This window comes from Pseudomonas sp. Leaf15, from assembly GCF_001421425.1.
Classification (GTDB): domain Bacteria; phylum Pseudomonadota; class Gammaproteobacteria; order Pseudomonadales; family Pseudomonadaceae; genus Aquipseudomonas; species Aquipseudomonas salomonii.
In genome coordinates this window covers 590409-610479 of record NZ_LMKI01000001.1, presented here as the reverse complement: position 1 = coordinate 610479, position 20071 = coordinate 590409, and the positions used below count along the sequence as shown (strand labels likewise).

The 20071-nt window shown below is 58.6% G+C and carries 17 protein-coding genes and 1 pseudogene; 11 read left to right on the top strand and 7 right to left on the bottom strand.

Annotated elements, in window-relative coordinates:
• Nucleotides 1–30: 30 nt before the first annotated feature.
• From ASE80_RS02945 to ASE80_RS31290, 6 genes and pseudogenes are all read right to left on the bottom strand, one after another.
• Entirely contained in the window at nucleotides 31–954 is a 924-nt protein-coding gene (locus tag ASE80_RS02945; protein ID WP_056857584.1) for a hypothetical protein, read from the bottom strand.
• A gap of 72 nt (nucleotides 955–1026) precedes the next feature.
• Nucleotides 1027–1323, bottom strand: coding sequence for a hypothetical protein (locus ASE80_RS31295; RefSeq protein WP_082463550.1), 297 nt, complete (start codon nucleotides 1321–1323; stop codon nucleotides 1027–1029).
• Nucleotides 1324–2144: 821 nt separating this feature from the next.
• Nucleotides 2145–2936, bottom strand: a complete 792-nt coding sequence (locus ASE80_RS02935; protein WP_133257293.1) for a DUF5677 domain-containing protein — start codon at nucleotides 2934–2936, stop codon at nucleotides 2145–2147.
• Between the two features lie 157 nt (nucleotides 2937–3093).
• Complete coding sequence (locus ASE80_RS29720; RefSeq protein WP_082463549.1) at nucleotides 3094–3966, bottom strand: hypothetical protein; 873 nt, start codon at nucleotides 3964–3966, stop codon at nucleotides 3094–3096.
• A 327-nt stretch (nucleotides 3967–4293) separates the two neighbouring features.
• Entirely contained in the window at nucleotides 4294–4656 is a 363-nt protein-coding gene (locus tag ASE80_RS02930) for an addiction module antidote protein (RefSeq protein ID WP_236708793.1), read from the bottom strand.
• A pseudogene (locus ASE80_RS31290) lies at nucleotides 4626–4736 on the bottom strand (type II toxin-antitoxin system RelE/ParE family toxin); the annotation flags it as partial. The pseudogene ASE80_RS31290 and the gene ASE80_RS02930, both read right to left, overlap by 31 nt.
• Nucleotides 4737–5115: 379 nt before the next feature.
• On the opposite strand from ASE80_RS31290, the gene ASE80_RS02925 reads away from it, so the two are divergent.
• From ASE80_RS02925 to ASE80_RS02915, 3 genes are all read left to right on the top strand, one after another.
• Complete coding sequence (locus ASE80_RS02925) at nucleotides 5116–7017, top strand: potassium transporter Kup (protein WP_056857580.1); 1902 nt, start codon at nucleotides 5116–5118, stop codon at nucleotides 7015–7017.
• 127 nt (nucleotides 7018–7144) lie between these two features.
• Complete coding sequence (locus tag ASE80_RS02920; protein ID WP_056857579.1) at nucleotides 7145–8251, top strand: NADH:flavin oxidoreductase/NADH oxidase; 1107 nt, start codon at nucleotides 7145–7147, stop codon at nucleotides 8249–8251.
• 336 nt (nucleotides 8252–8587) lie between these two features.
• Entirely contained in the window at nucleotides 8588–8773 is a 186-nt protein-coding gene (locus ASE80_RS02915; RefSeq protein ID WP_056857578.1) for a hypothetical protein, read from the top strand.
• A 51-nt stretch (nucleotides 8774–8824) separates the two neighbouring features.
• Here the strand turns inward: ASE80_RS02915 and ASE80_RS02910 are convergent, their stop codons facing one another.
• On the bottom strand, nucleotides 8825–10450 hold the full coding sequence (locus ASE80_RS02910) for a glucan biosynthesis protein D (RefSeq protein WP_056857577.1): 1626 nt from the start codon (nucleotides 10448–10450) through the stop codon (nucleotides 8825–8827).
• Nucleotides 10451–10754: 304 nt separating this feature from the next.
• Here ASE80_RS02910 and ASE80_RS02905 point away from each other — a divergent pair, with 304 nt between their 5' ends.
• From ASE80_RS02905 to ASE80_RS02870, 8 genes are all read left to right on the top strand, one after another.
• Nucleotides 10755–11462, top strand: a complete 708-nt coding sequence (locus ASE80_RS02905) for a tellurite resistance TerB family protein (RefSeq protein WP_056857576.1) — start codon at nucleotides 10755–10757, stop codon at nucleotides 11460–11462.
• 234 nt (nucleotides 11463–11696) lie between these two features.
• Nucleotides 11697–13259: a methyl-accepting chemotaxis protein gene (locus tag ASE80_RS02900; RefSeq protein WP_244972715.1), complete on the top strand. Its 1563-nt coding sequence runs from the start codon at nucleotides 11697–11699 to the stop codon at nucleotides 13257–13259.
• Complete coding sequence (locus ASE80_RS02895; RefSeq protein WP_056857574.1) at nucleotides 13259–13771, top strand: chemotaxis protein CheW; 513 nt, start codon at nucleotides 13259–13261, stop codon at nucleotides 13769–13771. Before ASE80_RS02900 ends, ASE80_RS02895 begins: the two co-directional genes overlap by 1 nt.
• On the top strand, nucleotides 13768–15021 hold the full coding sequence (locus ASE80_RS02890) for a CheR family methyltransferase (protein ID WP_056857573.1): 1254 nt from the start codon (nucleotides 13768–13770) through the stop codon (nucleotides 15019–15021). Before ASE80_RS02895 ends, ASE80_RS02890 begins: the two co-directional genes overlap by 4 nt.
• Complete coding sequence (locus tag ASE80_RS02885) at nucleotides 15018–15719, top strand: chemotaxis protein CheW (protein ID WP_056857572.1); 702 nt, start codon at nucleotides 15018–15020, stop codon at nucleotides 15717–15719. The genes ASE80_RS02890 and ASE80_RS02885 overlap by 4 nt, the downstream gene beginning before the upstream one ends.
• The gene (locus ASE80_RS02880) at nucleotides 15716–18001 is read left to right on the top strand and encodes a hybrid sensor histidine kinase/response regulator (RefSeq protein ID WP_056857571.1); all 2286 of its coding nucleotides are present in this window, start codon (nucleotides 15716–15718) and stop codon (nucleotides 17999–18001) included. Before ASE80_RS02885 ends, ASE80_RS02880 begins: the two co-directional genes overlap by 4 nt.
• On the top strand, nucleotides 17998–19008 hold the full coding sequence (locus tag ASE80_RS02875) for a chemotaxis response regulator protein-glutamate methylesterase (RefSeq protein ID WP_056857570.1): 1011 nt from the start codon (nucleotides 17998–18000) through the stop codon (nucleotides 19006–19008). The genes ASE80_RS02880 and ASE80_RS02875 overlap by 4 nt, the downstream gene beginning before the upstream one ends.
• A gap of 52 nt (nucleotides 19009–19060) precedes the next feature.
• Complete coding sequence (locus ASE80_RS02870; RefSeq protein WP_056857569.1) at nucleotides 19061–20062, top strand: response regulator; 1002 nt, start codon at nucleotides 19061–19063, stop codon at nucleotides 20060–20062.
• Nucleotides 20063–20071 lie beyond the last annotated feature (9 nt).

The window sequence follows — 20071 nt, the reverse complement described above, 5'->3', positions numbered from 1 at the left end:
AGCCTTGCATTCCAAGGCTCGACGATTGAGCTAATCGGTATCGATAGCACTCGTGATGTGCCGTTTTTCCATGTTAGTGATGGATTGATTTATTTTAATCAATTCTACTCTTACGTCATCCCATTCAAGAAATAGCATGATTGGCTCTTCGTCATTCTCGTATGCCTTGTTACTATAAGCACCAACTAAAAAAACATCCCCGTCATTTTCACTCCCATAGCTCTCCAGTTTAGCCTCTATCAAAGACCTTGCTTCTTCAACTGTCGTCTTTGTCAGATTTCGCACTTGCACTTGGATGCTACTCACTGCCCCCATATAAGATCTAGCAGCTTTTTTTAGATCGATTTTATCAGGAAGCTCTTTCAGTACAGTTTTATTGAACGCGTCATTAGCAGCAAGACTGGATTTAAGTGCATGCACGCCAATGTTGTAAACAAAGTTTTTAGCTTGTTTGCTATCATCCAATATCCATTTGTCTGGGTTGTGCACTGAGTGAACCGCTCCACCGAAGTGGCTTAGATGATTTCTCAGCTTTTCCATGAAGCGATAATCTAAATTTTCATCATAGTGTTTTTCTCTGATCGTTTTTACTGTGTCCTTTACACCCTCTTTATTGTTTGTAGCTTTTGAAGCCATGCTATCAATAAGTTCGGTGTAGTTTTTTGCAGATAACACAAAGTTTGTAAACTTCCTATTTATGGAAGAAATAACGTCGTATGCTTTTTTGTAATCAAATCTATGGTCTACTATTTTGTTTAAAGTAAGCAGTAAAACTTCCTTTTCAAAGTCTAAAAAATTCCCAAGAACCAAATCATAAGTTTCTTCAATGTTCAGCGCAGCAGTCAGCGTCTTTCGCGCTTGAACAAGTCCTGTGTAATCTTTTTCTGAGATTTCTATCTTTGGAGACATCTCATGCAGAGACGCCCCTAAAAAATATTTACCCTGCATATCCATATCGACTTATCCATGTTGTTTATTTTGATCGAGTACATATTCGACCAGAACTCAGTTGGACGTAAAGATTTTTTATCCTTCTCGGCACCACCAAGACTGTGCATAAGCGCATCCGTCGATATACTCAATTCCACTCAGTACAAACCCCGTCGGTGCCATTCCGGCGAGCGTGGCGTCCTGTAGTTGAGGCAAAGCATCCGGCTCAAGCGGGAGCCCCTTACGCAGCCTCGCCACATTGGTGCTACGCCCAAGCTCCATACTTATTTGAGAAGTGACCAGCACGTTGCCCTTGATCGCGCTGTAGCGCCGGCGTTCGTGCGGCGGTAGAGCTCTCCCTTTACAGCGCATTTGGGTTACCAGCATATGCATAAGTCGGCCCTACCTAATCGCTTTGGCGCTCGTCCAGGAGCGCTTCCACGGCGTAAGCCAGGGCACCATCTGCTAGCTCCAATAAGTCGCTGAGCTCATCCCTGCCGATCAAATGCTGTCGATGCAGCGCATGGGCTTCATTGACCAGCAAACGATGGTGTGCACCTGGACGCCTCATAAGTCCCGCGTGGTCTTGGAGCAGCAGGCTCCAATGACTGATGCCATTAGCCGGTGGGAAACTCGTTACGCTCATGGGAGTTCACCTCTGAAGTTAACTGTATATGCAGCCAGTATATTGTCACCTTTCTCCGGGTGGGCGCGCATCCGACGAAGTGCTACGCAGGAAATGGTTGGAAAAATCCAGCGGGAAGAAAAATCTTTCCGGAAAAGCACTTATCCCCCTCCCGCCGACGGGGTATGCGTCGTTTTTTTGTGCAAACCTGGATGCAATGCAAACGAACCTGTAGCGCAGCAGGGCCGGGGGCCCTGTGGGCGATCGGCAGTTTCACAGATTGCAAAGTTTGGAAGAGAAGTGCAGTGCAGTTGCACAGCGGTGCAGCAGGCTGTCATGAACAGGGCAGGTCTGAAGGCTCCGGTTTCATTGGGTCCGAGCTTTTGAAACGGTTCGAACGCGTGGTTTTTCGAAAACCTTAGCTATCTTTTTAGACAGAAATTGGCTGTCTACCGAGAACAGCTAAATTGATTTCACTGCCCATTCAAGCTGGCTTGGGAGGGTTTTGGGCATTTCACAACATTGCTAATAGTGTCGTGGATATTACGTCCGGCCCGCCTCGAAAGTTGTTTAGTGCGAGTGCTGATTATCAATAACTCTTTGGTAAAGCGTCAAAATCGGTAAGGATTTTATTAAATTTATCATTGTATTTTTCGAATTTAAGTACCTCCGCTACGCCGATCAGGATGGGATGCATAGCGTAGAGAACGTAGAAGAGCGTCTTCGCGATTTCGGCTGGTGGGCCTGCACCGATTTTATATTCCCAGTAAACTCTTTCTTCGTAGGCATTGACATGATGTTCAAGAGACGAAGCTGAAACATGGCTCGATTCATCCGAAAGGCATTGGTAGGAGTAATACTGAAATTCCAACGGGCTCATTGACGCTAATATTTTTGGACTTATCAGTTCGAGTGATTTACTTAGACTTTCTAATGCTTCTTGTAGAACTTTTCGCTCCGCCGGAGTTTTCGCATGATCTTGATTTAGAAGTGTTTGGATGCGGTTCCTGCGACTTTTGAGATGGTCGTCTCTGAGCATTTGAATGTATTTTGACTGAGCAGAGGTTAGTGCGCCCACGCTGAAACTCACCTCAAGAAGGGACCGTGCCATGATTCGCCCCTCCACGTGCATTCCTCTCTGCGCCATCAGGAGGGCGCCTTGATAGACCCCCGCTGCAGGAAGGAGCAAGCGAACGGCGATTGCTTCCGCAGACCACGAGTTTGCATGAATCTTGTCCAAGGCTTCTTGCACAATTCTCATAGTTAGCAAATTTGTAATTCTAGCCAAAGAAAACCAATCAGCATTAGCTTCTACAATCGTTTCACAAGCGGAATCGAGTTCATTTCCCAAAAAACCAGCGGGTGGTACTTTCCAGTTCATAATAAACTCACAAATGATTGATCCTGGTCGGCTGCTTGCACATTACCTTAGAGATCCTCTTCTTTGGGGGGCTATCGAATCTTACAGATCGTTCTAGGCATAAAATGAAAAGATGATTATTGGTGATTTCCCATGCTCTGGGAGGAGTCAATCGAAGTTACTTGCTTTTAGGTGCGAGTAATCTGGAAATGGCATGTGTCAGTTCCACTTCATTCTTCAACGCTTGTGACAATCTTTCAGACAGTTCCCCAAGAACAATTCGAACGCTAGACGCATATCCGAGGCACTCTTCGTCCGACATGTTGTGGATCCCTTCGCTTAATGCTCCGTGTAGTAGCTTTAATGGGTTGTGACCATTAATTAACAAGCTTTCAGGAAGGGCAGACTTTGCTATTTCTAACGCTTTTGTGAATTGCGTTTCCGCAATTGCTGTATCCAATATCTGAAGTTTTTCCTCCGGAGCACTGAGGTTTTCAAGAACCTTCTTGATTTCTTTTAAAATTCTGCTTTTTTGATTTTCAACGACTCTTCGGTAATATACAAACGCTCCAACTCCTAATCCCTGATTTTCACAGCGTCGCCCTTTCAGAAAGAGGTCTCTGTCTGGTCCGATTAGTTTTAGTAGGCGTGCGGGTGTCGGTGGGCCGAAGATCGGTGTTTCTCCAAACTTGTACAAAGAGCCAGAATTAGAGTCTTCGGTTCTTTTGGCCGTAATTGCAAATACTTTTGTAGATTTCTGGCAGTTTGCGCATTTGTATGTAAGAAAGAAGTCTTTGGATTCATCGTAGGTTAACTGACCGGCTCCACCCATAACGCATCGAAAAAAGCGAATACCATTGCAGGGTTCGTTAGAACAGTGAAGCTGTATTTCGGGAGTCTTTAAAAAATAAGCCGAAAGTTTACTTGTTGAATTTTTTAGCGTAATTAGATCCGAAATAAGAATGTTTTGATTCGGTGGGGAAGACTCTAAAAACTCTGCAAATGTTTGTTGATCTGGTTCAATGGCTGATTCAGGAGCGCTGGCGGTCATTCGATTTGCCCAACGGAAAAAGGAGGTTTGAATGTCAAATTAATATCATTTTTTATGTCCTTGTCTACCCTGATCTTGTAAGAGGGGCGGTTTTCTCACGCATCGGCCTCCAGCTCTTCTGCGTTCCGAGGAGATTGTACGTAGAAAAATTGTGTATAGATTTATGACGCCGCCAGTCGGGCACGACACGGCGGTAGACGGGCGCTTGGTGCGCCTCTGATCAAAAAGTGCGCAATTCTATCGGCGGGCAGCGCGCTTGACTATTTTTATGCGGGGAAATGCGACGAGTGCGGCGCTGGGTGATTTGTAGCGCCCTTGGCTACCCTCTCAAGCGTGTGCGTCTTGCACTGTGCCATGCGTTACAACTTTAGAGAGGCCTACACCTAATGCCTGAAGCACCTTCAGGAGAGTGGACAGTTTGGGGTCGCCGCCGACTGCAAGGGATCTGTAGAGGTTCGCTCTATTGAGCCCGGTGTTCTGCGACAAGCTGAGCATTCCGCCGCGAGCCTCCGCCACTCGACGGATAGCGACGAGGAAAGCGTCCTCCCCACCTGCTTCGTCGATCTCCTCAAGTGCTACAGATAGGTAGTGGAGGGCAAATGCTTCGTCGTTCCGGAGCATTTCAAGGACGCTATCTTCATGAGCGCGCGTGCGAATGGTCATTTTTGATAAACCTTGTAAGATTTCCATAGGGCCTTGGCCTGATCAATGTCGTTCTGCTGCCTCGCTTTTGAGCCCCCTCCCAGCAGAAAAATGATTGTTCGATCTTTTTATTTCGACTGCGCGCGCCATGCAGGGTGGGGGCACGATTTTTAGAACCGGTGAGCCAGGCAGGAACTTCCCGTTGACACCGCTGAGGCAGCCCTACTGAAGTAGTGCCGAAAATATACGGTCAGCCTTAAATGTGATCAATGCAGGCCAAAAGGCTCCAAAGTGCCCTGCCATTCCAACGCTGACTGCCCAAAGCGATGCCTAAAGCACTTGAACGGGGAAATGCGACGAGCGCTGCGCTATGCTTCGCGCCGTTGCGCACGGGTGAAACCCCGGGGTCAATAAAACGTCTGTTACGAGAAGTAAAACAGCGCATGCTAGGGTCAGCTTAGGCGCGTTGTTTATAAAAGACCTCAGGTCAAAGGGCAGGAGTGGTTGATGGGTCAGGCAAATAGTCAGGCGGCAGGTGCCGAGCATTCCAATGCAAAGCCGATTGGCATGCTGGTGGCGGCGGTCGGGGTGGTTTACGGCGATATCGGTACCAGCCCGCTCTATACCCTTAAAGAAGTGTTTACCGGTGGTTACGGTGTGCAGGTCAACCATGATGGCGTGCTGGGTATCCTGGCGCTGATCTTCTGGTCGCTGATTTGGGTCGTATCGATCAAATACATGCTGTTCGTGCTGCGCGCCGACAACCAGGGCGAGGGCGGCATCATGGCGCTGACGGCACTGGCCAGGCGGGCGGCAGGCACGCGCAAGCGCCTGCGCAGTTTTCTGGTGGTGTGCGGGCTGTGCGGTGCGGCGCTGTTCTACGGCGACAGCATGATCACCCCGGCAATTTCGGTGTTGTCGGCCATTGAAGGCCTGGAATTGGCGTTCGATGGCCTGGAAAAATGGGTCGTGCCGATTGCACTGGTGGTGCTGGTGGCGCTGTTCCTGATCCAGAAACACGGCACCGACCGCATCGGCAAGCTGTTCGGGCCGGTGATGGTCACCTGGTTCCTGGTGCTGGGCGGCCTTGGTATCTATGGCATCACCTTGCACCCTGAAGTGCTCAGCGCGATGAACCCGATGTGGGCCGTGCGGTTCTTCGAGGCCCACCCAGGCATTGGCGTGGCGATCCTCGGCGCCGTGGTGCTGGCACTGACCGGCGCCGAGGCGCTGTATGCCGACATGGGCCACTTCGGCCGCAAACCCATTGCCCGCGCCTGGTTTATCCTGGTGTTGCCGGCGCTGGTGCTCAATTATTTCGGCCAGGGCGCCATGTTGCTCGGCGACCCGGAAGCTGCGCGCAACCCGTTCTACCTGCTGGCGCCGAGCTGGGCGCTGATCCCGCTGGTGGTGTTGTCCACCCTGGCCACGGTGATTGCCTCCCAGGCGGTGATTTCCGGCGCGTTCTCGTTGACGCGCCAGGCGATCCAGCTGGGTTACATCCCACGCATGCACATCCAGCACACCTCCAGCGCCGAGCAGGGCCAGATCTACATCGGCGCGGTGAACTGGTCGCTGATGGTCGGCGTGATCCTGCTGGTGCTTGGCTTCGAGTCCTCCAACGCACTGGCCTCGGCCTACGGCGTGGCGGTGACCGGGACCATGCTGATGACCACCATTCTGGTGTCGGCAGTGATGCTGCTGCTATGGAAGTGGCCACCGATCCTGGCGGTGCCGGTGCTGGTCTGCTGCCTGTTGGTGGACGGCCTGTATTTTGCCGCCAACGTGCCGAAGATCATCCAGGGCGGCGCCTTCCCGGTGTTGGCGGGGATTGTGCTGTTCGTGTTGATGACCACCTGGAAGCGCGGCAAGCAGTTGCTGGTCGAGCGCCTCGACGAAGGCGGGCTGCCGTTGCCGATCTTTATCAGCAGCATCCGCGTGCAGCCGCCTCACCGCGTGCAGGGCACGGCGGTGTTCCTCACCGCGCGGCCGGACGCCGTGCCCCACGCGCTGTTGCACAACCTGCTGCATAACCAGGTATTGCACGAGCAGGTGGTGCTGTTGACGGTGGTCTACGAGGACATTCCCCGCGTGCCGGTCACGCGGCGTTTCGAGGTCGATGCCTACGGCGAAGGCTTCTTCCGGGTCATCCTGCATTTCGGGTTTGCCGATGAGCCGGACGTGCCCGAAGCCCTGAAGCTGTGCCATCTGGACGAGCTGGACTTCAGCCCGATGCGCACCACCTACTTCCTCAGCCGCGAAACCGTGATCGCCTCGCGCATCAAAGGCATGGCGCGCTGGCGCGAAGCGCTGTTTGCGTTCATGTTGAAAAACGCCAACGGCAACCTTCGCTTCTTCAAACTCCCGGTAAACCGGGTGATCGAGCTGGGCACCCAGGTCGAGATGTAATCTCTTGCAACACGGGAGCCGGCACTCGGCTCCCGCTTTCCTTTCTGAACCCTGTGCAATCCAGCGTTGTCGACTAGGCTCTAAGCACTGTTTGAAGAGTGCCCACAGAACCCAGAAGAGGTGCGCCATGAGTCAGCTGCTCGAACCCTACACCCTCCGTCAATTGACCCTGCTTAACCGCATCGCCGTCTCGCCGATGTGCCAATACTCGTCCGACGATGGTCTGGCTAATGACTGGCACCTCGTGCACCTGGGCAGCCGCGCCGTCGGTGGCGCCGGGCTGATTTTTACCGAAGCCACCGCCGTCACCGCCGATGGCCGCATCACCGCCCAGGACCTGGGCCTGTGGAACGACGCGCAGATCGAACCGCTGCAACGCATCACCCGCTTTATTGCCGCCCAAGGCGCGGTGGCGGGCATCCAGCTGGCGCATGCCGGACGCAAGGCCAGCACTCACCGTCCGTGGATCGGCAAGCACGGCAGCGTCAAGCCGGAAGATGGCGGCTGGGTGCCGGTGGGCCCCTCGCCGATTGCCTTTGACCCGAACCACACGCAACCCAAGCCACTCGATGAAGGGCAGATCCAGCAGGTGATTGCCGATTTTGTCGCCGCCGCCAAGCGTGCGCTGACCGCCGGTTTCGAAGTGGTGGAAATCCACGCCGCTCACGGTTACCTGTTGCATCAATTCCTTTCGCCGATCAGCAACCAGCGTCAGGACCACTACGGCGGCTCGTTTGAAAACCGTATCCGCCTGGTGCTTGAAGTGACCAAAGCCGTGCGCGCCGTCTGGCCCGAGGAGCTGCCGCTGTTTGTGCGGGTATCGGCCACTGATTGGGTCGAAGACGGCTGGAACCCCGATGAAACCGTGGAGCTGGCGCGCCGCCTCAAAGACCTGGGCGTGGACCTGATTGACGTGTCCTCCGGTGGCACCGCCGCGAACGCCGAGATTCCCACCGGCCCCGGCTACCAGACGCGGTTTGCCGAGCGCGTGCGCAAAGAGTCGGGTATCGCCACCGGCACGGTGGGCATGATCACTGAACCTGCCCAGGCCGAACATATCCTGCGCACCTGCCAGGCCGACATCATCTTCCTTGCCCGTGAGCTGTTGCGTGACCCTTACTGGCCGCTGCACGCCGACGATGACCTGGGCGGGCGCAAAGCCATTTGGCCTGCGCAGTACCAGCGGGCGACTCACCGTGATCAGCCGATTCACGAGTCTGACCTGAGGGATTGAGCCCGCGCCTGTGTTCAACAAACCCACCCAACCCGGTGGGTTTTTTGTTGCCCGCGTTTAACGCAAGCCTGACCCGCAGCTGTATGCGCTAGAGCCCCACGATATCCACCTTTAGCGGCCATTGCGTGAGAAAGGGATGTAGGTATTTGTTACCGAAGTAATTTTTTAAGTGAATACTCTAAAAAAATCCCACACGTCACGAGATTGTTTCTACGCTTAAGGTAAGTGTGATTTCTGGCCCAGGGAGTCAGGCTGATTGCCCTTGAAGCCATTGCGCTTCATGAGTGTTGGGAATGGGCACCAGGAGTAATTGACTGATATCAGGAGTAACGGTCCATGACCAGGTCTTATGGCGTAGCGGGTGCGGTGGCGTCTTTTTTGAGTCGCCGGATGTCCTTGCGGGGGCGAAGGTTGAGTTCGGATGAGGTGGAGTTGCTGGCGCAGTATCGCGCCCTCACCGAAAACGATCAGGTGGCGATGCGCTACTTGATCGGCGCAATGAAGAGCGTGTCGCGGTTTTAACCGGCATAAGCTCGTTCCCACGCTCGCGTGGGAACGCTCTGTTGGCGCGTATCAGCTGTACTTGCGCTGGTCCGGTGCCGGCGGGAAGTACTGATACAGCCAGGTTTCACTCAAGGTGCGGTCCTGGGTGCGGATAAACAGCCGCAGTTCCACCGGCTCTACGCTGTCGCTGGTCGGGTACCAGTCGAACAGAATGCGATAGCCCTTGATGTTGTCCAGCACCAGCACGCTGAAGTCTTTGACTTCACCGTGGGAGCAGGTCACCACCGGCTCGATCCCGGTGCCGGCCGGCAGACGATCCAGGCCGCCACCCTTGAAATCCACGGCAAAGCGGCGCGCCCACACCTCGGGGTAATGCTCACCCGGTGCCCAGCCTTCGGTAAAGCCGCCCATGCCGGAACGGGTGGCATCCACTTGCGCCAGCGGTGTGCTTACCGGCGGCAGCGCGCTCCAGTACAGCTTGTAGCCATAGTTGAGTGATTCGCCGGCGGCCACGGGCTTTTTCGGGGTCCAGAAGGCCACGATGTTGTCCAGGGTTTCGCCGGTGGTGGGGATTTCCAGCAAGTCGATCGAGCCTTCGCCCCAGGCGGTGGTGGGTTCCACCCACAGGCTAGGGCGCTTGCTGTACCAGTCCACGGTGTCCTGGTAGCTGGCGAACTCATGGTCGGTCTGCACCAGGCCGAAGCCTTTCGGGTCGGTGTCGGCAAAGGCGTTGAATTGCAGCTTGGCCGGGTTGTTCAGCGGGCGGCAGATCCACTCGCCGTTGCCACGCCACATGGCCAGGCGGTCCGAGTCGTGGATTTGCGGGTGGATGGTGTCGCACATCCGCCGTTCATGGGTGCCGCAGCTGAACATGCTGGTCATGGGCGCGATGCCCAGTTGTTCGATGGCGGTGCGCGCATTGATGTGCGCGTCGATGGCCATGACCACCTGGCTGGCCTGGCAGTCGATGTCAAAACGGTAGGCGCCAGTGGCGCTCGGTGAGTCGAGCAGGGCGTAAACCACAAAGCGCGTGGCGTCCTTGCTTGGGGTTTCGAACCAGAACTGTGTGAAATCGGGGAACTCTTCGCGTTTTTTCGCGTAGGTATCGATCGCCAGGCCGCGTGCGGAAAGGCCGTACTGGCCGGATGCGTCCACCGCACGGAAGTAGCTGGCGCCGAGAAACGACAGCACGTCATGGCGATCCAGTTCCGGCGCCTTGAACAGCTTGAAGCCGGAGAACCCCAGGTCGCCGGTCAGCTGTTTGGTGTCCACCGTGGTCTTGGCATAGTTGAACAGCGAAGGGCGGAAATGCACCTCGCGGGCTTCGCGGGTCTTGGGGTCGACGCTGTGCATGCGCACCGGCGTCTTGAAGCCCATGCCGACGTGGAAGAATTGCACGTCAAGCTGGCCGTTCAGCTCCTTCCACAGCGAATGGTTGCCGTCGTAGCCAATGGCATTGAAATTCTGTGGGGTCATGGTTGCCAGCGTCGGCGGCAGCACCTGTTTGGTGTCTTTATACGCGGTGGCGGCGAGCTGCTTGGCCTGGGCCTTGAGCGTTTCGAAGTCGAACGCCACGGCCTTGCCATCGGCGGCACGGTTCCCGGCCCAGGCCTGCGCGGCCAGCAGGCCGCTGGCCGACAAACCGGTGTAAGCCGCAATGGCCATGGACGCTTTAAGCAAATTCCTGCGGTGCATAGAGACAACCTGTCGTGAGCAAATCCCGCGCCGTTCCTGGCACGTAACGGATCAGAAATAACGGTTCGGACATGCCTTCGACCAAACGCAACGGACAATAAACAGACGCCGGATAGCTTAAGCGGTTCGATGCAGAAGGAAAATTGATTGATGGCGGGGTGATGGCGTTGCATGTGAAACAAGACGTTTCCAGCTTGTGCTGTCGGCGTTACATCTGGAAGCACTCTAGATCGCGGCTTTTTGGCACTTAGTTTTACGCTGGAGGCCTATTGGTCCTACGAACCCAAGTGTCTGGAGGCTACGCATGAATACCCGTGGATTGCTCGATCAGTTGCTTAAATCCGGCCAGGACATGTTGCAAAACAAAGCCGGCGGGCAACGCAAATCGGACGACAAAAGCGCCCTCGGCGGCTTGCTCGGTGGCGGCGGGCTCGGCAGTTTGCTCGGCGGTGCGGGCGGCGGCGCCCTGGCGGCGGGTGCGATGGGGCTGTTGCTGGGTAACAAGAAGGCGCGCAAGTTCGGCGGCAAGGCGCTCACCTATGGCGGGCTGGCGGCACTTGGCGTGATCGCCTACAAGGCCTACGGCAACTGGCAGGCGCAGCAGGCCGGCGCGCCCCAAGGCGAGCCGCAAACCATCGACCGCCTGCCGCCGGCCCAGGTCGAACAACACAGCCAGGGCATTCTCAAGGCACTGGTCGCTGCCGCCAAAGCCGACGGGCATGTAGATGAGCGTGAGCGTGCCCTGATCGAAGGCGAATTCACCAAGCTCGATAACGACCGTGAACTGCAAAGCTGGCTGCACGCCGAGCTGAACAAGCCTCTGGATCCCGCAGATGTGGCGCGCGCAGCGAGCACCCCGGAAATGGCCGCCGAGATGTACATCGCCAGCGTGATGCTGGTGGACGAAGAAAACTTCATGGAAAAAGCCTACCTGGACGAGCTGGCCCGCCAACTCAAACTTGAGCCCGGCTTAAAGGCCGAGCTGGAAAAACAGGTACGGCTTAACCAATAAGTCCCGGCTCAATGATCGCTCCCACGCGCTGCGTGGGAGCGCAGCCCGTGACGCTCTGCGCCACCTGCACAGTGTTTTTGCGTTCTGTGAGCGCTACATCAAAACCTGTTGATTAATGCGGGCACCCGCTCAGCTATACTCCTCGGCATTTGATCGGCCCTTCGAGGAATTACTGTGAAGAACTGGACCTTGCGCCAACGGATCTTGGCAAGCTTTGCGGTCATTATCGCCATCATGCTGTTAATGGTTGTGGTCTCTTATTCACGGTTGCTGAAAATCGAGGAGGGTGAGAACTCGGTTCGGGATGACGCGGTGCCTGGGGTGTACCTCAGCTCGATGATTCGCAGCGCCTGGGTCGACAGTTACCTCGATACTCTGCAATTGATCGGCCTGCGCGACGACAAAGGGTTGACGGACGCCGACAAGGCCGACTTCAAATCCTTCGAAGCCCGCGTCGTGCAGCAGATGGCCAATTACGCACAAACCATCCGCGGCGACGAGGATCGCAGTCAGTTCGACCGGTTCGAGGCGCTGCACCAGGCCTATAACAAGAGCCTGGCCGTCGTGCTCGACAGCCTGCAACGGGGCGATCTGGCTGGCGCGCGCAAGGAATTCGACACCCAGTTGACGCCGACCTGGACCGCGGGCCGCATGAAGCTCAACGACATCATCACCGATAACAAGAATGTCGCCGACCGCGCAACCAACGCGATCGATGACGCAGTATCCGCCGCTAAAATCAGTATGTTCGTGTCGCTGGCCGTGGCCATCCTCGCTGCCGGCCTGTGCGGCCTGCTGCTGATGCGCGCGATCATGGCGCCGATGAACCGCATCGTCGAAATTCTCGAAACCATGCGCACGGGCGACCTGAGCAAGCGTTTGAACCTTGAGCGCAAGGACGAATTCGGCGCTGTCGAAACCGGCTTCAATGACATGATGACCGAGCTGACCGCTCTGGTCTCCCAGGCCCAGCGTTCGTCGGTGCAGGTGACCACCTCGGTGACCGAGATTGCCGCCACCTCCAAGCAACAACAGGCCACGGCCACCGAAACAGCGGCCACCACCACCGAGATCGGCGCGACCTCACGGGAAATTGCCGCCACGTCCAAAGACCTGGTGCGCACCATGACCGAAGTGTCCACCGCCGCCGACCAGGCCTCGGTCGCCGCCGGTTCCGGCCAGCAAGGCCTGGCGCGCATGGAAGAAACCATGCACTCGGTGATGGGCGCCGCCGACCTTGTGAATGCCAAGCTGGCGATCCTCAATGAGAAGGCCGGCAACATCAACCAAGTGGTGGTGACCATCGTCAAGGTGGCCGACCAGACCAACCTGCTGTCGCTCAACGCCGCCATCGAAGCCGAGAAGGCCGGCGAGTACGGGCGCGGGTTTGCCGTGGTGGCCACCGAAGTGCGGCGCCTGGCCGACCAGACCGCCGTGGCCACCTACGACATCGAGCAGATGGTGCGCGAGATCCAGTCGGCGGTGTCGGCGGGCGTGATGGGCATGGACAAGTTCTCCGAAGAGGTGCGCCGCGGCATGTTCGAAGTGCAGCAAGTGGGCGAGCAGCTGTCGCAGATCATCCATCAGGTACAGGCCCTGGCGCCGCGGGTGTTGATGGTCAACGAAGGCATGCAGGCCCAGGCCACTGGCGCCGAGCAGATCAACCACGCGCTGGTGCAACTGGGCGATGCCAGCAGCCAGACCGTGGAGTCCCTGCGCCAAGCCAGCTTTGCCATTGATGAACTGAGCCAGGTTGCGGTCGGTCTGCGCAGCGGCGTATCGCGTTTCAAAGTCTGATGAGCGACCTCGCGGCTAAACGCGGCGCCGTCCCGGCAGCGAAAAAGGCGTTGTTCCTGGTGTTCCACATCGGCGGCGAACGTTATGCCCTCAAGGCCACGGAAGTGGCCGAGGTGTTGCCGCGCCTGCCGCTCAAACCCATCGCCCATGCACCATTGTGGGTGGCGGGGATCTTTGCTCACCGTGGCGCACTGGTGCCCGTCGTCGACCTGTGTGCGTTGACCTTCGGCACAGCGGCCCAGGCGCGCACCAGCACCCGGCTGGTGCTGGTCAATTACCAGCCGCAACCCTGGCTTGAGGCGCGCTGGCTGGGGCTGATCCTGGAGCAGGCCACCGACACCCTGCGTTGCGACCCGGCCGAATTCCAGCCTTATGGCCTGGCTAACCGCGAGGCGCCGTACCTGGGGCCGGTGCGTGAAGATGCCTTGGGCTTGATGCAATGGATCGGCGTCGCCGACCTGCTCACCGATGATGTGCGCGCCTTGCTGTTTGCCAGTGAGCTAAGCCTATGAGTAACGACCCACGCTTCTTTGCCTTCTTGAAGGACCGAATTGGCCTGGACGTCGCCTCGGTGGGCGAGGCGATCATCGAGCGAGCCGTACGCCAGCGCAGCCAAACCGTGCAGGCGCAGACCGCACAAGAGTACTGGCAGCATTTGCAGAGTTCCCATGATGAGCAGCAGGCGCTGATCGAAGCGGTGATCGTCCCCGAGACCTGGTTTTTCCGCTACCCCGAGTCCTTTGTTACCTTGGCGCGTTTGGCCAAGGAGCGCCTGGCGGCGATCAAGCAGATGCGCGCCCTGCGTATTCTCAGCCTGCCATGCTCCACGGGCGAAGAGCCTTATTCGATTGCCATGGCCTTGCTCGATGCCGGGCTGGCGCCGCACCAGTTCAAAGTACTGGGGCTGGATGTCAGCCCGCTGTCGGTGGAGCGCGCCAAGCGTGGCGTGTACGGCAAGAACTCCTTTCGCGGCGGTGATATCGAATTTCGCGAGCGTCACTTCAGCGAACAGCCCGATGGTTTCCATATCGCCGAGCGGGTGCGCGAACAAGTGCGCCTGCACGTCGGCAACTTGCTCGACCCGGCGTTGCTGGCGAATGAGCCCAGCTACGATTTTGTATTTTGCCGCAACCTGCTGATCTACTTCGACCAGCCCACCCAGAAGCAAGTGTTCGATGTGCTCAAGAGCCTGACCCACGAAGACGGCGTGCTGTTTATCGGCCCCGCCGAGGGCAGCCTGTTGGGGCGCCATGGCATGCGTTCGATTGGCGTGCCGCAATCCTTTGCATTCAGCCGGCATGCCGAGCCGGTCAAGCCTGAACCGGTGTTTGTGCCCCTGCCCATCCCCCCGCGCAGCGCGGCGCCGATTCCGGCCAAGCCGCGCCCGTTCAGCACAGTGAGCGCCCAGGTGGTGCCGATCAAGGCGCCGCACAGCGATGCGGGCGACCTGCTCAGCCGCATCGCCACGCTGGCCAACGAAGGCAAAAGTGCCGAGGCTCGCGCCGCGTGTGAACAGTATTTGAGTAACCACCCGCCGGCCGCCCAGGTGTTTTACTGGCTGGGGCTGCTCAGCGACGTGGCCGGCAGCGCCCTGGAAGCCCAGGGTTATTACCGCAAAGCCTTGTACCTGGAACCGCAGCACCCGCAGGCCTTGATGCACCTGGCCGCATTGCTCGAGTCCCAGGGCGACAGCGCGGGCGCGCGCCGCTTGCAGGCGCGGGCCGCGCGCAGTGAGCGGGCAGACAGTGAGTCCAAACGATGAATAACCTTGATGCGCTCGACACCGCAGGCCTGGACCTGACCCTGGCCGACACCCAAGCCATCGACGACTGCTGGAACCGCATCGGCATCCATGGTGACAAGTCCTGCCCGTTGCTCGTCGAGCATATCCACTGCCGCAACTGCTCGGTGTATTCCGCCGCCGCCACGCGCCTGCTTGACCGGTACGCGTTGCAGCAGGGCGACCGGCAGGCGTATGCCGTCGCGGAGGTTGACGAAGACATCGTCACCCGTTCGATTCTGATGTTCCGTCTGGGTGAAGAGTGGCTGGGCATTGCCACCCGATGCCTGGTGGAAGTGGCGCCACTGCAGCCGATTCATTCGTTGCCGCACCAGCGTTCCCGCGCATTACTGGGCGTTGCGAATGTGCGCGGTGCGCTGGTGGCGTGCCTGTCACTCGCGGAGCTGCTGGGGCTGGACCCGGCCAGCACAGGCGCTACCGGCGCGCGAGTGATGCCGCGCATGTTGATTATTGCTGCCCAGGACGGCCCGGTGGTGGTACCGGTAGATGAAGTCGACGGCATCCATGCCATCGATGAGCGCACCTTGAAGGCCGCGTCGGCTTCCGGCACCCAGGCCAGCGCGCGCTTTACCCAAGGCGTGTTGCAGTGGAAAGGCCGCAGCCTGCGTTGGCTGGACGAGGCGCAATTGTTGTCTGCCGTGACCCGGAGCCTCACATGACCCCCGACCAGATGCGCGATGCCTCGCTGCTGGAACTGTTCAGCCTGGAAGCCGATGCGCAGACCCAGGTATTGAGCGCGGGCCTGCTGGCCCTGGAGCGCAACCCCACCCAGGCCGACCAGCTTGAGGCGTGCATGCGCGCCGCGCACTCGCTTAAAGGCGCGGCGCGGATTGTCGGCGTGGACGCCGGGGTCAGCGTGGCCCACGTGATGGAGGACTGCCTGGTCAGCGCCCAGGAAAACCGTCTGTATCTGCAACCCGAGCATATTGACGCCTTGCTGCAGGGCACCGACCTGCTGATGCGCATCGCCACGCCGGGCAATAACGTAGGCCCGGCGGATATCGAAGGGTATGTGGCGCTGATGGAACGCCTGCTGGATCCGTCGCAGCCGATCGTCCAGGCCACACCGGTCGGCTTCGCCACTCCGGAACCTGCGCCTGCGCCGGTGATTGACCCGCTGCCGCCGGAGCCTGAGCCCGCGCCGCCTGTCAGCACTGACCTGCCGCGCCCGAACAAACGCATGACCGAAGGCGGCGAGCGCGTGCTGCGCGTCACCGCCGAGCGCTTGAACAGCCTGCTCGACTTGTCGAGCAAGTCCTTGGTCGAGACCCAGCGGCTCAAGCCTTACCTGGTGAGCCTGCAACGCCTCAAGCGTATTCAAAGCAACAGCGCGCGCGCCCTGGACACGCTCGATGGCCAGCTCAAGGCGATGGACTTGAGCCTGGAAGCCCAGGAAGCCCTGGCCGACACCCGCCGCCTGTTGAGTGAAGCCCAGGCATTGCTGGCGGATAAAACCGCCGAGCTGGATGAGTTCGGCTGGCAGGCCGGGCAGCGCGCCCAAGTGCTTTATGACACCGCGCTGGCCTGCCGCATGCGGCCGTTTGCTGATGTGCTCGCCGGCCAGGTGCGCATGGTGCGCGACCTTGGCCGCAGCCTCGGCAAGCAGGTGCGCCTGGAGATCGAGGGGGAAAAGACCCAGGTCGACCGCGACGTATTGGAAAAACTCGAAGCGCCGCTCACGCATTTATTGCGCAATGCCGTCGACCACGGCATTGAAATGCCCGAGCAGCGGGTGTTGGCGGGCAAACCCGCCGAAGGGTTGATCCGTCTGCGCGCCTCGCACCAGGCCGGTTTGCTGGTGCTGGAGTTAAGCGACGACGGTAATGGCGTCGACCTGGAGCGCCTGCGCGGCACCATCGTCGACCGGCACCTGTCACCGCTGGAAACCGCGCTGCGCTTGAGTGAAGAAGAGCTGCTGACCTTCCTGTTCCTGCCGGGCTTCAGCCTGCGCGACAAGGTCACCGAGGTGTCCGGGCGCGGCGTCGGCCTGGATGCGGTGCAGCACATGGTTCGCCAACTGCGCGGCGCGGTGGTGCTGGAACAGACGGCGGGGCAGGGCAGCCGTTTCCATCTGGAAGTGCCGTTGACCTTGTCGGTGGTGCGCAGCCTGGTGGTGGAAGTCGGCGAGGAAGCCTATGCCTTCCCGCTGGCGCATATCGAACGGATGTGCGACCTGGCGCCGGATGACATCGTGCAACTGGAAGGCCGCCAGCATTTCTGGCACGAAGGCCGGCATGTCGGCCTGGTGGCCGCCAGCCAGTTATTGCAGCGCCCGCCGGGGCAGAGCAATGACGAAACCCTCAAGGTGGTGGTGATCCGCGAGCGTGATGCGGTGTATGGCATTGCGGTGGAACGTTTTATCGGCGAACGCACCCTGGTGGTGTTGCCGCTGGATGACCGCTTGGGCAAGGTCCAGGATATTTCCGCCGGTGCTTTGCTGGATGACGGCTCGGTGGTGTTGATCGTCGACGTCGAAGACATGCTGCGTTCGGTGGATAAATTGCTCAACACTGGCCGCCTGGAGCGTATCGCCCGGCGCAGCCAGCAGGCCACCGAAGCACCGCGCAAGCGCGTGCTGGTGGTGGATGACTCACTCACCGTGCGTGAGCTGCAACGTAAATTGTTACTTAATCGTGGTTATGAAGTGGCGGTCGCCGTCGATGGCATGGATGGCTGGAACGCACTGCGCTCCGAAGACTTCGACCTGCTGATCACTGACATTGATATGCCTCGTATGGACGGGATCGAATTGGTCACACTCTTGCGCCGTGATAGTCGCCTGCAATCGTTGCCGGTGATGGTGGTGTCGTACAAGGATCGCGAAGAAGACCGGCGCCGTGGACTGGACGCCGGCGCCGACTATTATCTGGCTAAAGCCAGTTTCCACGACGACGCCTTGCTGGATGCCGTGATGGAGCTGATCGGGGGCGCCCGGGCATGAGGATTGCGATTGTCAATGACATGCCCCTGGCGGTAGAGGCGCTGCGCCGTGCCTTGAGTCTCGAACCGGCGCACCAGGTGGTGTGGGTGGCCAACAATGGCCTGGAGGCCGTACAACGCTGCGCCGAGTTGACCCCGGACTTGATCCTTATGGACCTGATCATGCCGGTGATGGATGGCGTGGAGGCCACGCGGCAGATCATGGCCGAGACCCCATGCGCTATTCTGCTGGTGACCGTCGACCGCCAGGCGAATATGAGTCGCGTGTTCGAAGCCATGGGCCATGGCGCCCTCGATGTGGTGGACACCCCGGCGCTGGGCGTGGGCAACCCCAAGGATGCGGCGGCGCCGTTGCTGCGCAAAATCCTCAATATTGGCTGGCTGATCGGCCAGCGGGGCAGCCGCGTACGCGCCGACACCGCGCCTGCGCGTGCGTCCGGCAAACGTCAGAGCCTGGTGGCGATTGGGTCGTCGGCGGGCGGCCCGGCCGCCCTGGAAATCCTGCTCAAGGGCTTGCCCCGCGATTTTCCGGCCGCGATTGTGCTGGTGCAGCATGTGGACCAGGTGTTCGCCGCCGGCATGGCCGAATGGTTGAGCAGCGCCTCCGGGCTGCCGGTGCGTCTGGCGCGAGAGGGCGAACCGCCACAAAGCGGCGTGGTGCTGCTGGCCGGTACCAACCACCATATTCGCCTGTTGAAAAATGGCACGCTAGCCTATACCGCGGAGCCGGTGAACGAGATTTACCGGCCGTCCATCGACGTGTTTTTCGAGAGCGTCGCCAGCCACTGGAACGGTGACGCCGTCGGCGTACTCCTGACCGGTATGGGGCGCGACGGGGCCCAGGGCCTCAAGATATTGCGTGAACAAGGCTATTTGACCATCGCCCAGGATCAGCAGAGCTGTGCGGTGTATGGCATGCCCAAAGCGGCGGCGGCCATTGATGCTGCTGTTGAAATTCGCCCACTGGACAGAATTGCGCCCCGATTGCTGGAGGTATTTGCAAAATGATCAAGACCTCTCGCGGTGCCGGCTTGCAGGACAGTAATTCAGGTGACTGCACATGAATGATTTACAGATCGACGACATCAAGACCGACGAAAACGCTGCCATGGTGTTGCTGGTCGACGACCAGGCCATGATCGGCGAAGCCGTGCGGCGTGGCCTGGCCCACGAAGAAAACATCGATTTTCACTTTTGCGCCGACCCGCATCAGGCGATCGCCCAGGCGATCCGCATCAAACCGACGGTGATCCTGCAAGACCTGGTGATGCCCGGCCTTGATGGCCTGACACTGGTGCGCGAATACCGCAACCACCCGGCCACGGCGAATATCCCGATCATCGTGCTTTCGACCAAGGAAGACCCGCTGATCAAGAGCGCGGCGTTTTCGGCCGGGGCCAATGATTACCTGGTCAAGCTGCCGGATAACATCGAGCTGGTGGCGCGCATTCGCTATCACTCACGCTCGTACATGACGTTATTGCAACGGGATGCGGCGTACCGCGCGCTGCGGGTGAGCCAGCAGCAGTTGCTGGACACCAACCTGGTGCTGCAACGGCTGATGAACTCCGATGGTCTCACCGGGCTGTCCAACCGCCGCCATTTTGACGAATACCTGGAGCTGGAATGGCGCCGTGCCATGCGTGACCAGACCCAGCTGTCGTTATTGATGATCGACGTGGACTTCTTCAAGACCTACAACGACAGCTTTGGCCACGTGGAAGGGGATGAAGCCCTGCGCAAAGTCGCCGCGAGCATCCGTGAGGCCAGTAGCCGGCCTTCGGACTTGCCGGCGCGTTACGGCGGTGAAGAGTTTGCGCTGGTATTGCCCAATACCTCGCCGGGCGGCGCGCGCCTGGTGGCCGAGAAACTGCGCATGGCGGTTGCCGGACTGAAGATCCCGCACATTGCCCCGGCAGAAGGGGCGAGCCTGACTATCAGCATCGGCCTGTCGACCATGACGCCGGTGCAGGGCACGGATTGCCGGCAGTTGATCATGGCGGCGGACAAGGGGTTGTACACGGCCAAGCATAATGGGCGTAATCAGGTGGGTATCGAGTAGGCAGAACAG

Coding starts and splice junctions, on each gene's coding strand:
- ASE80_RS02880 (WP_056857571.1), top strand. CDS start 15,716: ATGACCCCCGACCAGATGCGCGATGCCTCGCTGCTGGAACTGTTCAGC.
- ASE80_RS02885 (WP_056857572.1), top strand. CDS start 15,018: ATGAATAACCTTGATGCGCTCGACACCGCAGGCCTGGACCTGACCCTG.
- ASE80_RS02890 (WP_056857573.1), top strand. CDS start 13,768: ATGAGTAACGACCCACGCTTCTTTGCCTTCTTGAAGGACCGAATTGGC.
- ASE80_RS02875 (WP_056857570.1), top strand. CDS start 17,998: ATGAGGATTGCGATTGTCAATGACATGCCCCTGGCGGTAGAGGCGCTG.
- ASE80_RS02910 (WP_056857577.1), bottom strand. CDS start 10,450: ATGCACCGCAGGAATTTGCTTAAAGCGTCCATGGCCATTGCGGCTTAC.
- ASE80_RS02925 (WP_056857580.1), top strand. CDS start 5,116: ATGGGTCAGGCAAATAGTCAGGCGGCAGGTGCCGAGCATTCCAATGCA.
- ASE80_RS29720 (WP_082463549.1), bottom strand. CDS start 3,966: ATGACCGCCAGCGCTCCTGAATCAGCCATTGAACCAGATCAACAAACA.
- ASE80_RS02900 (WP_244972715.1), top strand. CDS start 11,697: ATGCTGTTAATGGTTGTGGTCTCTTATTCACGGTTGCTGAAAATCGAG.
- ASE80_RS02895 (WP_056857574.1), top strand. CDS start 13,259: ATGAGCGACCTCGCGGCTAAACGCGGCGCCGTCCCGGCAGCGAAAAAG.
- ASE80_RS02945 (WP_056857584.1), bottom strand. CDS start 954: ATGGATATGCAGGGTAAATATTTTTTAGGGGCGTCTCTGCATGAGATG.
- ASE80_RS31295 (WP_082463550.1), bottom strand. CDS start 1,323: ATGCATATGCTGGTAACCCAAATGCGCTGTAAAGGGAGAGCTCTACCG.
- ASE80_RS02870 (WP_056857569.1), top strand. CDS start 19,061: ATGAATGATTTACAGATCGACGACATCAAGACCGACGAAAACGCTGCC.
- ASE80_RS02920 (WP_056857579.1), top strand. CDS start 7,145: ATGAGTCAGCTGCTCGAACCCTACACCCTCCGTCAATTGACCCTGCTT.
- ASE80_RS02935 (WP_133257293.1), bottom strand. CDS start 2,936: ATGAACTGGAAAGTACCACCCGCTGGTTTTTTGGGAAATGAACTCGAT.
- ASE80_RS02905 (WP_056857576.1), top strand. CDS start 10,755: ATGAATACCCGTGGATTGCTCGATCAGTTGCTTAAATCCGGCCAGGAC.
- ASE80_RS02930 (WP_236708793.1), bottom strand. CDS start 4,656: ATGGAAATCTTACAAGGTTTATCAAAAATGACCATTCGCACGCGCGCT.
- ASE80_RS02915 (WP_056857578.1), top strand. CDS start 8,588: ATGACCAGGTCTTATGGCGTAGCGGGTGCGGTGGCGTCTTTTTTGAGT.